We start from the raw sequence: 14,510 nt of genomic DNA, 5'->3' as shown, positions 1-14,510 counted from the left end.
AGTGGGGCCGGACGGCCGCGGACGATGAGGTGGGGTAGCGATGAACGCGCCGTACGACGGTGACCGCGGTCAGGGCGCGGACGGTGCGCAGCGGGAGCCATACCCGCCGCGCCGGCCTGCCCCGAACCGCCAGGGGCGGCCGTACGCCCAGGACCCCTACCTCCAGGACGCGTATTCCTCCCATCCCTATCCGGAGCACGACCCGGCCGCGCAGGACCCGGTGACCGACGCGCTCTACGACCGGGCCGCGAACCCCCCGGCGCCCGGCCCCTACCAGCCCACCCAGCCGCTCCCCCCGCAGCCGCCCGCGGCCCATCAGGGCCCCGCCGCCCAGCCGTGGGCACCGGCGCAGCCGCACCGGCCGGAGGCCCCCGCCGTGCCGTACGGCGACGAGCCCACGGCCCAGTTCCCCGGGGTGGGCCCGCTCGCCGGCCAGGCCTCGGAGGAGCGCCCCGAACGGGACGCGTTCGCGCACCTGTACCGCGACCAGCAGCAGCCGTACGAGCCGCCGCGGCCCCCGTCGGGCCAGCAGGTGCCGCCCCCCGGCCAGTACCCCACGCCGCCCCCGCAGTCCCCCGCTCCGGACCCCGAGCCGGAACCGGTGGTGCCGCCCGCGGCCACGCCGAAGGGCGGCAAGGCCGCCAGCCTGCTCAAGTCGAGTGCGCTGATGGCGGCGGGCAGCCTGGTCTCCCGGATCCTCGGCTTCGTCCGCAACCTCGTCATGGCGGCCGCGATCGGCGTGGCCACCCTCAGCGACACCTACCAGGTCGCCAACACCCTGCCGACGATGATCTACATCCTCGTCGGCGGCGGCGCGCTGAACGCGGTCTTCATCCCGCAGCTCGTGCGGGCGATGAAGAACGACGAGGACGGCGGCGAGGCCTACGCCAACCGGCTCCTCACCCTGGTCGTGGTCCTCCTGGGCGCCGTGACCACCGTCTGTGTCCTCGGCGCACCGCTCTTCATCCGGATGATGTCGCCGAGCATCGCGTCCCACCCGGACCAGATGGACGTCGCCGTGGCGTTCGCCCGCTACTGCCTTCCGACCATGTTCTTCATGGGCCTGCACGTGGTCCTGGGCCAGATCCTCAACGCCCGCGGCCACTTCGGCGCGATGATGTGGACCCCGGTCCTCAACAACATCGTCATCATCGCCACCTTCGGCTCCTTCATCTGGGTCTTCGGTACCGCCTCCGCCAGTGGCGTCGGCACCGCCTCCATCACCCCCGAGGCCGTCCGGCTGATCGGCATCGGCACTCTGCTGGGGCTCGCCGTCCAGGCCCTGGCGATGGTCCCGTACCTGCGGGACGCGGGCTTCCGGATCCGGCCCCGCTTCGACTGGCGCGGCCACGGCCTCGGCAAGGCCGCCGGCCTCGCCAAGTGGACGTTCTTCTTCGTCCTGGCCAACCAGCTCGGCATGGTGGTCGTCACCCAGCTCGCCACCCGCGCCGGTGACCTCGCCGACAAGGCCGGCCACCCCGGTACCGGCATCACCGCGTACAACTTCGCCCTGCAGCTCTGGCAGATGCCGCAGGCCATCATCACGGTCTCGGTGATGACCGCGGTCCTGCCCCGGATCTCCCGGGCCGCGCAGGACGGGGAGGTCAGCGCCGTCCGCGACGACATCTCCTACGGCCTGCGCACCTCGGCCGTCGCGATCGTGCCCTGCGCGTTCGCGTTCCTCGCGCTCGGCCTCCCCATGGCCACGCTGATGTTCTCCGGCTCCGGATCCGATGGCGCCACCAACATCGGCTACGTGCTGATGGCCTTCGGCCTCGGCCTCATCCCGTACTCGATCCAGTACGTGATCCTGCGCGGCTTCTACGCCTACGAGGACACCCGGACCCCCTTCTACAACACGGTCATCGTCGCCGCCGTCAACGCCGCGGCCTCGACCCTCGCCTACTTCGTGCTGCCCGCCCGCTGGGCCGTGGCCGGCATGGCCGCCTCCTACGGGCTGGGCTACGCCATCGGCGTCGGTGTCGCCTGGCGCCGGCTGCGTACCCGGCTGGGCGGCGACCTCGACGGCTCGCACGTCGTCCGTACCTACGCCCGTCTCATCGGCGCGTGCGTCCCCGCCGCCCTGATCGGCGGAGCGGTCTCGTACGGAATCGGTCAGGTTCTCGGCAGCGGTGCTCTCGGATCGCTCGCCGCCTTGGCCGGTGGTGGTCTCATCCTGATCATCGTCTTCTACATCGCCGCGAAGCGGATGCGCATCGAGGAGCTGACTGCCATGGTCGGTATGGTCCGTGGACGGCTCGGCCGCTGACGGGAGCACAACCATCGCCCGCCGCCGCGTGTCGTGCATAGCGCCGGACTGTGGGCACAATTGTCGTGGCTGTGGACAGCGTGCAACGGATGGGGAGGCAGGAGCGACGGTGGCGGAACGGAGCACGGCTGCCGTCGACGTGGCTGACAACAGCGGTGACAAGCCGTTGGCCGCCAAGGCGGACCAGGCCACGACCGACGGGGTGGAGGCCGAGAACAAGGCCGGCACACACGAAGACACCGAGCGCGCGGAGCCCGAGGGCCCCGCGCGCGCCGCACAACCACCCGAGCTGCACAGCGGTCACAAGCTCGCCAAGCGGTACCGCTTGGAGGAGTGCGTCACCCGTCTGGAGGGATTCAGCAGCTGGCGCGCGGTCGACGAGAAGCTGCGCCGAGCCGTCGGCGTCCACCTGCTCCCGGCGGACCACCCGCGCGCCCGCCCGGTGCTCGCCGCGGCCCGGTCGGCCGCCCTGCTCGGTGACCCCCGCTTCGTCCAGGTCCTCGACGCCGTCGAGGAGAACGAGCTGGTCTACGTCGTCCACGAGTGGCTGCCCGACGCCACCGAACTGACTCCCCTCCTCGCCTCGGGCCCGATGGAGCCGCACGACGCCTACCAGCTCGTGAGCCAGGTGTCCCAGGCCATGGCGGCGGCCCACCGCGAAGGCCTCGCCCATCTGCGGCTCCACCCCGGCTCCGTCCTGCGTACCGAGTCCGGTCAGTACCGCATCCGCGGTCTCGCCGTCATGGCCGCCCTCCGCGGGATCACCTCCGAGCACCCCCAGCGCACCGACACCGAGGCCATCGGCGCGCTGCTGTACGCCGCCCTCACCCAGCGCTGGCCCTACGAGAGCAACGCCCACGGCCTGTCCGGCCTGCCCAAGGGCGTCGGTCTGATCGCTCCCGACCAGGTTCGCGCGGGCGTTCACCGCGGTCTCTCCGAGATCGCGATGCGGGCGCTCGTCAATGACGGGGCGACCGCGTCACGGCAGGAACAGCCGTGCACGACTCCGGAAGAGCTGGCCAAGGCGGTCGCCGCGATGCCGCGCATCCGGCCGCCGGAATCGGCCTTCGCCACTCCTCCGGCGTATCAGCGCACGAACTATCAGCGCGGCACCTACGGGAACCCCCCGCAGCACCCCGGCCGCGCCACCCAGCCCGTGGCCGTACCCCCGCCCCCGCTCCAGAGCCGCACGGGCAGGGCACTCAAGTGGAGCGTCTCGGCCCTCCTCATCGCGGCCCTCGGCCTCGGCAGCTGGCAGCTCGCGGACACACTCCTGAAGGACGGAAGCGAGTCGAAGGACGACCAGCACTCGCGGTCGGCGGGTGACGGTACGCCGAAGAAGGCGCCGCCCAAGCGGCTTCCGATCACCGCCGGCACGGAGTTCTCCCCCCTGACGGCTCCGTTCGCCGGGGAAAAAGCTCCCTTTGCTGTGGACAAGGACCCCAACACCGCGTGGGTCACGGGTGCTTTCTACAGTCACGCGAACTTCGGCAATCTGGGCAACCGCGCGGACGGCAGCGGCATCGTCGTCGACCTCGGTAGCGTCAAGGACGTCTCGCGTATCGAGGTGGCCATGTTCCGGCAGGGCCAGACCGCGGAGATCCTCGCGGCCGACCCCTCGGCGGACTCGGCTCCGACCAACCTCAGCGGCTTCCCGCAGCGTGTGACCAAGCTCGATACGGTCGGCCAGCAAATCAAGGTGGACATCAAGAAGCCCTTGAAGACACGCTACGTACTGATTCACATCACCGAACTGCCCCCGGACATCAACGGCAACGGATACCGCGGCGGCATTTCGGAGATCAAGGTCTCCGGGTAGCGCATTTCCGGGTGCCAGGGGGAGGGACTCGACGTTGGACGACGTCACACATGGCGGTGCGAGCGACGCCGATCTCCTCACCATGCACGTCAAAGGCGATCCGGACGCCTTCGGCGAGATAGTGCGGCGCCACCGCGACCGGCTCTGGGCGGTGGCACTGCGGACGCTCGGCGACCGGGAAGAGGCCGCCGACGCCGTCCAGGACGCACTGGTCTCCGCCTACCGGGCCGCTCATACCTTCCGTGGGCAGTCCGCCGTGACCACCTGGCTGCACCGCATCACCGTCAACGCCTGCCTGGACCGGGCCCGCAAGGCCGCCTCACGACGTACCTCGCCGCTCGCCGAGACCGAGCGGCTCGAGCAACTCCTCGAACCCCATGAGTCCGCCGCCGCCCCCGCGGAGCGCGGCGATCTGCACCGCGAACTGCTCCAGGCCCTGGCCACGCTGCCCCCCGAGCAGCGTGCCGCCCTCGTTCTCGTCGATATGCAGGGCTACCCCGTCGCGGAAGCGGCGAAGGTCCTGGGCGTCCCCACCGGCACGGTGAAAAGCAGATGCGCCCGAGGACGGGCCCGGTTGCTCCCGATGGTCACCCATCTGCGCCCCGAAGGCAGGGGTAGCCCACCCGTAGAGGGGGGAAGGAACCGGTCGCAGGGGACGTCCGTCCCACCACCGGCAGGACAGAACGACGCGGATCCAGTGAAGGACGGAGGTGGGCGAGCGTGACTTCAACGACCGGCACGGATGAGCACCCGGAGGTCGCGGAGATCTCCGCCCTCGCCGAGGGTGTCCTCTCCCCCTCACGAACCGCGGATGTGCGGGACCACTTGGCCGACTGCGAGCTGTGCGACGACGTACGGAACTCGCTGGATGAAATCCGGGGGCTGCTCGGAACCCTCCCCGGCCCGCTACGGATGCCGGCCGACGTCGTCGGCCGGATCGACGCGGCACTTGCCGCCGAAGCACTCCTCGCGGCCACCGCTCCCGCCACCACGTCCACCGTGGAGAGCGAAGAGAGCCCGGAAGACGTGGCGATCGCGGGAGCCCCCGTTTCACGTGAAACCACGCCGCGCGGTCCTGCGGCAAGCCATCTGCCGACGAGCGGCCCCATGGCGGTTTCACGTGAAACAGACGACCGCCCCCCGGCCCGGCCTCGCGCCACGACCGGCCCCGGCCGGCAGACGGCCACGTCGTCCGGCCCACGGGGCCGCCGGGCCCGCCGCTGGCCGAAGGTGCTGCTCGGCTCCGCCTGTGCCGCGGCCGTGCTCGGCGTGGGCAGCTTCTTCGCGCTGAACACCGACGGTGACGACCACCCGAACACCCCTCAGGCCGCGCCCTCCCCGACGGCTGTCGTCCTCGCCTCGGGTGAACTCACGAAACGGGTCCACGAACTTCTGGTCACACAGAAGGACCCCCAGACGCGGGGCATGAGTGCTCCGAACTCCTCCGGTACGACCCTGTTCGGTGCCGGCACCACCGCCCCGGCCTGTGTGCAGCAGGGCACCAAGCGCTCGGAGGCGATCCTGGCCGCGCACCCGGAGCGGTACAAGGGGGAGGAGGCATACCTCGTCGTCCTTCCGCACCCCGGGAACGAGACTCTCGTCGACGCTTATGTGGTCTCCGCCACCTGCGTCACCGCCTCCCCCTCGTCGCCCGGAAAGGTGCTGGCGAACCAGACCGTGCCGCGTGGTTGAACCGTTTCTCGCTGTGAGCTGTCAGCCGACGGGAATGCTCGCCCCGTAGGATCCGTTGGGTGGGGTGAACCCCTCAGGACCCCAGACAGCAGTCGGCAGAGACAAGGAAGACACCCGTGAGCGACGTCCGCAACGTGATCATCATCGGTTCCGGGCCTGCGGGCTATACGGCCGCGCTCTACACCGCCCGTGCCTCCCTGAAGCCGCTGGTCTTCGAGGGCGCCGTGACGGCCGGTGGCGCGCTGATGAACACGACCGATGTGGAGAACTTCCCCGGCTTCCGTGACGGCATCATGGGCCCCGACCTGATGGACAACATGCGGGCCCAGGCCGAGCGCTTCGGTGCCGAGCTGATCCCGGACGACGTCATCGCGGTCGACCTCAGCGACGAGATCAAGACGGTCACCGACTCCGCCGGCACCGTGCACCGCGCCAAGGCCGTGATCGTCACCACCGGCTCCCAGCACCGCAAGCTCGGTCTGCCCCGTGAGGACGAGCTTTCCGGCCGCGGTGTCTCGTGGTGCGCCACCTGTGACGGGTTCTTCTTCAAGGACCAGGACATCGCCGTCATCGGCGGCGGCGACACGGCGATGGAGGAGGCCACCTTCCTCTCCCGCTTCGCCAAGTCCGTCACCGTCGTGCACCGCCGTGACACCCTGCGCGCCAGCAAGGCGATGCAGGAGCGCGCCTTCGCCGACCCCAAGATCTCCTTCGTCTGGGACAGCGAGGTCGCGGAGATCCACGGTGAGAACAAGCTCTCCGGGCTGACTCTGCGCAACCTCAAGACCGGTGAGACCTCCGAGCTGCCGGTCACCGGACTGTTCATCGCGATCGGTCACGACCCGCGCACCGAGCTGTTCAAGGGCCAGCTGGACCTGGACGACGAGGGCTACCTCAAGGTCGCGGCCCCCTCGACGCGCACGAACGTCACCGGCGTCTTCGCCGCGGGCGACGTCGTGGACCACACATACCGCCAGGCGATCACCGCGGCCGGCACGGGCTGCTCCTCCGCCCTGGACGCCGAGCGCTACCTCGCCTCCCTCTCGGACAGCGACAGCGTCCGGGAGCCCGAGAAGACCGCCTGACCCGCCCCCTCCCCACCCCACGCAGAGAAGAAGTAAGGAGACCTCCGTGGCTCTCAAGACCGTTACCGACGCCAGCTTCGACGAGGACGTCCTCAAGAGCGACAAGCCCGTTCTCGTGGACTTCTGGGCCGAGTGGTGCGGCCCGTGCCGCCAGATCGCCCCGTCCCTGGAGGCGATTGCCGACGAGCACGGCGACAAGATCGAGATCGTCAAGCTGAACATCGACCAGAACCCGGCCACGGCCGCGAAGTACGGCGTCATGTCGATCCCGACGCTGAACGTGTACCAGGGTGGCGAGGTCGTCCAGACGATCGTCGGCGCCAAGCCGAAGGCTGCGCTCGAGCGCGAGCTCGACCCCTTCCTCAGCGTCAAGTAAGCAGCCGTTGTTTCACGTGAAACAGCGCGCGGCACGGCGATGGGCCCGCACCTCCTTCGAGGTGCGGGCCCATCGGCGTCTTCGCCGTCGTGGGCGATCCGCCACGGGGGATCTGTCGGTGGTCTGCTTAAAGCGGCCGCAACGCGGGTTCCTTTTGCACCGCCCCGAGCAGCCGGTCCAACGCCAGCTCGACGTCTTCCTTCCAGGAGAGCGCCGTTCGTAGCTCCAGCCGCAGCCGGGGGTAGCGCGGGTGCGGCCGGACCGTCTTGAAGCCCACAGCCAGCAGATGATCGGCGGGCATGACACACGCCGGTTCCGACCAGTGGGCGTCTCCGAACGCCTCGATCGCCTTGAAGCCACGCCTGAGCGCGTCCTTGGCCACGGTCTGCACCATCACCCGGCCCAGCCCCTGCCCCTGATAACCCGGCATCAGCCACGCGGTCATCAGCTGAACGGCGTCCGCCGCCACCGGGCTTGTGGGAAAGGCGGTCGACCGGGGCACATAGGCCGGCGGCGCGTAGAGAACGAAGCCGACGGCCACATCGTCGACGTACACCACCCGGCCGCAGGAACCCCACTCCAGGAGTACGGCGGAGACCCACGCCTCCTTCTCCAGCTCCGGGCGTCCCGCCCTCAGCGCGGCCTCGCCGCTGACCGGGTCCAGCTCCCAGAAAACACAGGAGCGACAGCGCTTGGGGAGATCCGGGAAATTGTCCAGCGTGAGCGGTACGAGCCGTCGCCCCATGGAGCCTGAACCTCACTTCCTTCGCGAGTCATAGCGCGGGCCGCCTGCAACACACCGCGTTCCCTGAGGAGACTGCCGACGAAGCCGCCGACCGCCCCCAGGCCCAATCCTGTTGCCACCAGTCCGGCCCGGTTCACCGTTCGCATGGCGCCGTCCCTCCGTGAACTGTGTCCAACGTGGATGTGCCATACCTCAACGCATGGTATCCACGCGGTCGTTGACCGGATAGCTGGACATGGCAAAGGGCGGGTCGTGTTCCACGTGAAACACGACCCGCCCCTCAAAGCGCCCGGTGAAGCACCGCCCGTCAGACGGGACTACTCCACGTCGTCGTCTTCCGCACCCGTGAGCTTCTGCTCCAGGACACGCCCCTCACCCGGGGCCAGCGTACCGAGGATCCGCTCCAGATCATCCATCGAGGCGAACTCGACGACGATCTTTCCCTTCTTCTGACCGAGGTCCACCTTCACCCGGGTCTCGAAGCGGTCCGACAGCCGGGAGGCAAGATCGGTCAGCGCCGGGGAGACCCGGCCCCCCGCCCGGGGGCCCTTCGCCTTTGTGGCGCCCTTCGACCGCGAACCCATCAGGGTCACGATCTCCTCGACCGCGCGCACCGACAATCCTTCGGCGACGATGCGATGGGCGAGCCGGTCCTGCTCCTCCGAGTCATCGACCGAGAGCAGCGCCCGGGCATGCCCGGCGGACAGCACCCCGGCCGCGACCCGACGCTGCACGGCCGGCGACAGCCGCAGCAGCCGCAGGGTGTTGGAGACCTGCGGACGCGACCGGCCGATCCGGTCCGCCAGCTGGTCATGAGTGCAGTTGAAGTCCTTCAGCAGCTGGTCGTAAGCAGCGGCCTCTTCCAGCGGGTTCAGCTGGGCCCGGTGCAGATTTTCCAGGAGGGCGTCCAGCAGCAGCTTCTCGTCATCGGTCGCCCGGATGATGGAAGGGATCTTCTCCAGCCCCGCCTCACGGCACGCCCGCCACCGGCGCTCACCCATGATGAGTTCATAGCGCTCCGGCGCCAGCTGCCGTACGACCACCGGCTGCAGGAGACCCACCTCGCGGATCGAGGTGACCAGTTCGGCGAGAGCGTCCTCGTCGAACACCTCCCGGGGCTGCCGGGGATTGGGCGTGATGGAGTCGAGGGGCAGCTCGGCGAAGTGCGCCCCCGCCGCTTCGCCCATCGTGGGCGCTTCGGCTGCCGCAGGGGCCCGAAGCTCCGTTTCACGTGAAACGGGCGCGCCCGGCGCGGCGGCACCGGAGACATCGTCCATCGGAAGCGTGGTCACCTTCGCGGCGGCCACCCCCCGCTCGGCCGTCAGGACCGGAACCGCGGTCGGCGACGTCGCACCGGGCACCACGGCCGGACCGCCGTTGTCCGATCCCTTCGGCGCCGGTGGAATCAAGGCACCGAGTCCTCGGCCCAGTCCCCTACGTCGCTCACTCACTGAAGCCCCTCCGACATGCTGTGCTGGTCTTGCTGATGTGGGCGGCCCGCCAGATGGGCCCTGCTGCCGTCGTAGTGCACGCCGATCCCCCGCAGCGCGATCTCCCGGGCCGCCTCCAGATAGGACAGCGCACCACTGGAACCCGGGTCGTACGTCAGAACCGTCTGCCCATAGCTGGGCGCCTCGGAGATACGGACCGAGCGCGGGATGCTCGTCCGCAACACCTCCTTGCCGAAGTGCGTCCGCACCTCGTCGGCCACCTGCGAGGCAAGCCTCGTCCGGCCGTCGTACATGGTGAGCAGGATCGTCGACACATGGAGCTTGGGGTTGAGATGCCCTCGCACCAGCTCGACGTTGCGCAGCAGCTGCCCCAGACCTTCCAGCGCGTAGTACTCGCACTGGATCGGGATCAGCACCTCGGCGCCGGCGACGAGCGCGTTGACCGTCAGCAGGCCCAGCGAGGGCGGGCAGTCGATGAGGATGTAGTCCAGCGGCTGCTCATAGGCCTTGATCGCCCGGTCCAGCCGGCTTTCCCGTGCGACGAGCGAGACAAGCTCGATCTCGGCACCGGCCAGGTCGATCGTGGCGGGCGCGCAGAACAGGCCCTCCACATCGGCGACCGGCTGCACCACATCGGAGAGAGCCTTGCTGTCCACCAGGACGTCATAGATCGAGGGCACATCGGCGTGGTGATCGATCCCCAGCGCTGTGGAGGCATTCCCCTGGGGGTCGAGGTCGACCACCAGCACCCGGTTGCCGTGCAGTGCCAGGGAGGCCGCCAGATTGACGGTGGTGGTGGTCTTACCGACCCCGCCCTTCTGGTTGGCGACCACCATCACCCGGGTCTGGTCCGGCCTGGGCATCGGGGGAGGCGGCGTTTCACGTGAAACGACCTCCCCGGAAGCCAGGTGTCCGGGGGCAGGCCCTAGCTCGGGGTCGGCGGGGCGGGGACCGGGGACCGGGTCGGCCATCGGCCCCGCGATGTTGGCGTCGGACCGCAAGGATTCACTCTCCTCGACATCAGGCTCGCAATGAACAGAGCCTGCCATGCTTTCGGGGCGGTGAACCAGCGAGGCCCGTTCTCCTGTGGATGAATCCACGTCACCTGTGGACAAACCCGCGTCGTGGGCCGGCCAACGGTCGCGCGGTGCTGCCGCACGGCCACGGCCGATGATTCCTTTGAGGAGGGAGCGGCGTTTCACGTGAAACACGATGCACCGCACAGGGCGCCACCCCGCGACGACACTCCGTTATGCGTAGTTTTGGCAGCTTGTATGGAGCATGGCCCGAGTCGTCAAGCGGCGACCCGGGCCGTCGAGCACCCCGGAATCAGCGGCGGCGACGCGTCCGGCTGACCCGCGCCGCCTTGGCACGCTTGGCCGCGAAGCGCACACCGCCCGGGCTCTCCCCGACCTCGACCCGCACCACGGTCGACATCGGATCCACGATGCCCTCACCGACCTGGAGCACCGACGTACGGACGACCCCGAGCTTGCTCAGCGCCGCTCGGGCCCCCTTGAGCTCCTCCTCGGCCGTATCGCCCTTGAGAGCGAGCATCTCGCCGTACGGACGCAGCAGAGGCACTCCCCAGCCGGCCAGCCGGTCCAGCGGGGCCACCGCACGCGCCGTCACCACATGCACCGGCTGCACCTTGCCGAGCATCTCCTCGGCCCGGCCACGCACGACCGTGACATGGTCCAGGCCCAGCAGCTCGACAACCTCCTGGAGGAAGGTCGTACGGCGCAGCAGCGGCTCCAGCAGCGTGATCTGGAGGTCGGGGCGGACCAGCGCCAACGGGATGCCCGGCAGCCCGGCACCCGAGCCCACGTCACACACCGACACACCGTCCGGCACGGCCTCGGAGAGCACCGCGCAGTTCAGCAGATGCCGCTCCCAGAGCCTGGGGACCTCACGGGGGCCGATCAGGCCACGCTTCACGCCCGCGTCGGCCAGCAGTTCCGCGTAGCGGACGGCCTCCGGGAAGCGGTCGCCGAATACCGCCTGCGCCTCGGGGGGCGCGGGGGGGAGCTCCGCTGCCTCTTCCACGGGGAACCGTCCTTCCGTACGACGTTGTCTAAGGGGCCCCGCACACGGTCGGGAAGCCCCTGCACACCAAAAGCTGCCGCACACCCCTGGTGGGTGCGCAGCGAAAGTCTCTGAAGATCAGTGTCTGCTGAAGATCAGTGTCTGACGAGAAGACCAGGGTCTGACTATCAGCCTGACAAGGATCGGCCCCGCCTGCGAGCAGACGGGGCCGTACACACCTGGAAGTGGGACCGGGTCAGGCCGGGAGTACGACCACTCGACGCTGGGGCTCCTCGCCCTCGGACTCGCTGCGCAGTCCGGCGGCGGCCACCGCGTCGTGGACGACCTTGCGCTCGAAAGGAGTCATCGGGTCGAGCTTCACCGGCTGACCGGTGCTCTTGGCCTCGTCGACGGCCTTGGCGCCCAGCGCGGTCAGCTCCTCGCGCTTACGGGCGCGGAAGCCACCGATGTCGAGCATGAGACGGCTGCGGTCGCCGGTCTCCCGGTTCACCGCGAGACGGGTCAGCTCCTGGAGCGCCTCCAGCACCTCACCGTCACGGCCCACGAGCTTCTGGAGATCACGGCTGGTCGAGTCGCTGATGATCGACACCGAGGCGCGATCGGCTTCGACGTCCATGTCGATGTCACCGTCGAGGTCGGCGATGTCCAGCAGACCCTCGAGGTAATCGGCCGCGATCTCGCCCTCCTGCTCCAGGCGGGACAAGGTGTCGGTGCCCTCGGCAGCGGCCGCACCGGTCTCACGCTGTGTGTCCGTCACAGTGGACTCCTTCGTCACTTCTTGGTCGGGTGCTTGGGCCGCTGCGGGCCGCCCTTGCGCTGCCCGGACTTGGCGCTGCGCGAGCCGCCGGCGGGCTTGGGCTTGGTGCCCTCGGGCTGCTTCTTCTCCAGCGAGGTCTTCTCGGCGCCGGTGGAGGTCTGCGTACCGGCCTGGCCCGCGAGCTGGCGCTTGGCCTTCGGCTGCCGCTTGGGCTGCTGGCGGTTGGCGCGCGCGGCCTCGACGGCCTTCTTCGCCTCGATCTGCTCCGGGGCCTCGACGATCTTGCCCTTGGCCCGCAGCCGCTCCTGGCGCTGGGTGAAGGCGATGCTGCCCGGAGTGGGGTTACGGCGGATGACGAACATCTGCTGGCCCAGGGTCCACACGTTGGTGGTCAGCCAGTAGACCAGGACACCGACCGGGAAGTTGATGCCGAAGACGGCGAACATGATCGGGAAGACGTACATCAGCATCTTCTGCTGCTGCATGAACGGCGTCTTGACCGTGAGGTCGACGTTCTTCGTCATCAGCTGGCGCTGGGTGAAGAACTGCGAGGCCGACATCAGCACGATCATGATGACCGTGACCACGCGTACATCGGTGAGGGTGGCGCCGAGCGCCTCGACCTTGCTCGCGCTGTCCATGAACTTCACGGAGAGCGGGGCACCGAAGATGTGCGCGTTACGGGCGCTCTCCAGCAGCGGGGCGTCGATGACACCGACGACCTTGCCCTGCGCGATGTGGTTCAGCACCTGGTACAGCGCGATGAAGAAGGGCGACTGGGCCAGAATCGGGAGACAGCTCGAGAGCGGGTTGGTGCCCGTCTCCTTGTAGAGCTTCATCATCTCTTCGGACTGGCGCTGCTTGTCGCTCTTGTAGCGCTCCTGGATCGCCTTCATCTTCGGCTGGAGCGCCTGCATGTTCCGCGTCGCCTTGATCTGCTTCACGAAGAGCGGGATCAGGCAGATACGGATCAGTACCACCAGCGAGACGATGGACAGACCCCACGCCCAGCCGCTGTCCTTGTCGAAGACAAGGCTGTACAGCGAGTGGAACTGGACGATGATCCAGGAAACAACGTAATAAAGAGGACCGAGGATCGTGTCCAACATTCAGGCTCCTTGGGCGTTGGGCTGAGTCTCGGGCTGTGCGGCGGGATCCACGGCGGGATGCCCACCCATGCGGCCCCTCAGCCGCTGATGCCAGACCGGACGCTTCCGGGGAGGGACGTGGTCGACGCCACCGAGCGACCACGGGTTGCAGCGCAGGATGCGCCAGGCCGTCAGCACCGTCCCTTTGACCGCGCCATGCACATCGATGGCCGTGTAGCCGTAGTGCGAGCACGATGGGTAGTACTTGCAGACCGGGCCCAGCAGGGGGCTGATGGTCCACTGGTAAATCTTGATCAACCAGAGCAGCGGGTACTTCACTGTGCGCTCCCTCCCGGTTCTCGTCCGGGACTCCGGGGGTCGCCCCCCGGGGGATTGCTTCGCGGTGCCCCTCCCAGCAGCCGCTGCAGCGCGGTGTCGAGATCACGGGCCAGTTGGCTGTGGTCCGCTTCACCCGCACCCGGCAGAGCCCGCACCACCACCAGGCTACCGGCGGGCAAAAGATCCAGCCGGTCACGCATGAGGTGGCGCAGGCGCCGCTTGACCAGATTGCGGACGACGGCACCGCCGACGGCCTTGCTCACGACGAAACCCGCACGCGCCTGGGGAGGGTTCTCCTCAGGCGTGTGCGGGTCCGTTGTACCGCTACGAAGGTGGACGACGAGGAGCGGGCGCCCGGCCCTGCGTCCTCGGCGAACCGCGGTCGCAAAGTCCTCGCGCCGCCTCAGCCGAGACTCGGAAGGCAGCACGTCATGGACCTTGACGTCAGGCTGATCAGGCCGACAGGCTTGCGCGACCCTTGCCACGGCGAGCCGCGAGGATCGCGCGGCCGGCACGGGTACGCATGCGCAGGCGGAAACCGTGGGTCTTCGCGCGGCGGCGGTTGTTCGGCTGGAAGGTGCGCTTGCTCACTCGGGGGCTCCAGAAATGAATCGTGTGATGGCGGGACACCGCCTGGCTGTCACCGTGCGCCCACGAGAAGCTCGCAATACGCCCAAGTGCACCGCTTCATGACCACGATCCCGATAAGAACGCGGCCCTTGCCCATCGGAGGCAGGCGGCAGCAGCCATCGACAACTCGACCTGGTCACGGTACGCGCGGTTACGCCATCCGGTCAAACCGGCAGCGCACCAGGGATACACCGTAGCCTCCCGCGGGCCGGG

The 14,510-nt window shown here is 69.0% G+C and carries 14 protein-coding genes and 1 pseudogene; 6 read left to right on the top strand and 9 right to left on the bottom strand.

All coding sequences use genetic code 11. The features are described from left to right. The first annotated feature begins 40 nt into the window (after positions 1 to 40). The 6 genes from murJ (at position 41) to trxA (ending at position 7,241) form a co-directional block, all read left to right on the top strand. Entirely contained in the window at positions 41 to 2,269 is a 2,229-nt protein-coding gene (murJ, locus tag ACZ6MA_RS20940; protein WP_469435390.1) for a murein biosynthesis integral membrane protein MurJ, read from the top strand. Positions 2,270 to 2,378: 109 nt separating this feature from the next. After that, positions 2,379 to 4,088, top strand: a complete 1,710-nt coding sequence (locus ACZ6MA_RS20935; protein ID WP_469435389.1) for a protein kinase family protein — start codon at positions 2,379 to 2,381, stop codon at positions 4,086 to 4,088. A gap of 34 nt (positions 4,089 to 4,122) precedes the next feature. Beyond that, positions 4,123 to 4,812: an RNA polymerase sigma factor SigM gene (sigM, locus tag ACZ6MA_RS20930; protein WP_469435388.1), complete on the top strand. Its 690-nt coding sequence runs from the start codon at positions 4,123 to 4,125 to the stop codon at positions 4,810 to 4,812. Continuing rightward, a complete protein-coding gene (locus ACZ6MA_RS20925; protein ID WP_469435387.1) occupies positions 4,809 to 5,780 on the top strand; it encodes a hypothetical protein in 972 nt (323 codons plus the stop codon). The genes sigM and ACZ6MA_RS20925 overlap by 4 nt, the downstream gene beginning before the upstream one ends. A gap of 116 nt (positions 5,781 to 5,896) precedes the next feature. Next, positions 5,897 to 6,865 carry a thioredoxin-disulfide reductase gene (gene trxB / locus ACZ6MA_RS20920; protein ID WP_469435386.1) on the top strand — a complete coding sequence of 323 codons (969 nt, stop codon included), beginning with the start codon at positions 5,897 to 5,899 and terminating at the stop codon, positions 6,863 to 6,865. Between the two features lie 46 nt (positions 6,866 to 6,911). After that, positions 6,912 to 7,241, top strand: a complete 330-nt coding sequence (gene trxA / locus ACZ6MA_RS20915) for a thioredoxin (protein ID WP_469435385.1) — start codon at positions 6,912 to 6,914, stop codon at positions 7,239 to 7,241. A 127-nt stretch (positions 7,242 to 7,368) separates the two neighbouring features. Here trxA and ACZ6MA_RS20910 read toward each other — a convergent pair whose 3' ends face one another. The 9 genes and pseudogenes from ACZ6MA_RS20910 to rpmH all read right to left on the bottom strand — a co-directional run bounded on the left by ACZ6MA_RS20910 (position 7,369) and on the right by rpmH (position 14,258). Beyond that, positions 7,369 to 7,986, bottom strand: coding sequence for a GNAT family N-acetyltransferase (locus ACZ6MA_RS20910; protein ID WP_469435384.1), 618 nt, complete (start codon positions 7,984 to 7,986; stop codon positions 7,369 to 7,371). Positions 7,987 to 8,303: 317 nt separating this feature from the next. Next, complete coding sequence (locus tag ACZ6MA_RS20905; protein ID WP_469435383.1) at positions 8,304 to 9,437, bottom strand: ParB/RepB/Spo0J family partition protein; 1,134 nt, start codon at positions 9,435 to 9,437, stop codon at positions 8,304 to 8,306. Then, a complete protein-coding gene (locus tag ACZ6MA_RS20900) occupies positions 9,434 to 10,486 on the bottom strand; it encodes a ParA family protein (protein WP_469435382.1) in 1,053 nt (350 codons plus the stop codon). The genes ACZ6MA_RS20905 and ACZ6MA_RS20900 overlap by 4 nt, the downstream gene beginning before the upstream one ends. A 280-nt stretch (positions 10,487 to 10,766) precedes the next feature. Then, positions 10,767 to 11,483, bottom strand: coding sequence for a 16S rRNA (guanine(527)-N(7))-methyltransferase RsmG (rsmG, locus tag ACZ6MA_RS20895; protein WP_469435381.1), 717 nt, complete (start codon positions 11,481 to 11,483; stop codon positions 10,767 to 10,769). Between the two features lie 235 nt (positions 11,484 to 11,718). Then, positions 11,719 to 12,240, bottom strand: a complete 522-nt coding sequence (locus tag ACZ6MA_RS20890) for a Jag family protein (RefSeq protein ID WP_469142647.1) — start codon at positions 12,238 to 12,240, stop codon at positions 11,719 to 11,721. Between the two features lie 14 nt (positions 12,241 to 12,254). Continuing rightward, the gene (gene yidC / locus ACZ6MA_RS20885; RefSeq protein WP_469435495.1) at positions 12,255 to 13,346 is read right to left on the bottom strand and encodes a membrane protein insertase YidC; all 1,092 of its coding nucleotides are present in this window, start codon (positions 13,344 to 13,346) and stop codon (positions 12,255 to 12,257) included. A 3-nt stretch (positions 13,347 to 13,349) separates the two neighbouring features. Next, the gene (gene yidD, locus ACZ6MA_RS20880) at positions 13,350 to 13,667 is read right to left on the bottom strand and encodes a membrane protein insertion efficiency factor YidD (protein ID WP_398047681.1); all 318 of its coding nucleotides are present in this window, start codon (positions 13,665 to 13,667) and stop codon (positions 13,350 to 13,352) included. A 59-nt stretch (positions 13,668 to 13,726) separates the two neighbouring features. Then, positions 13,727 to 14,095: pseudogene (gene rnpA / locus ACZ6MA_RS20875) on the bottom strand (ribonuclease P protein component); the annotation flags it as partial. A gap of 25 nt (positions 14,096 to 14,120) precedes the next feature. Beyond that, positions 14,121 to 14,258 carry a 50S ribosomal protein L34 gene (gene rpmH / locus ACZ6MA_RS20870; protein ID WP_030059672.1) on the bottom strand — a complete coding sequence of 46 codons (138 nt, stop codon included), beginning with the start codon at positions 14,256 to 14,258 and terminating at the stop codon, positions 14,121 to 14,123. Positions 14,259 to 14,510: the final 252 nt, after the last annotated feature.

Source organism: Streptomyces sp. NPDC042259 (assembly GCF_055582085.1).
Note: the sequence above shows the minus strand (reverse complement) of the source record. Positions and strands in the feature narration are given on the sequence as shown.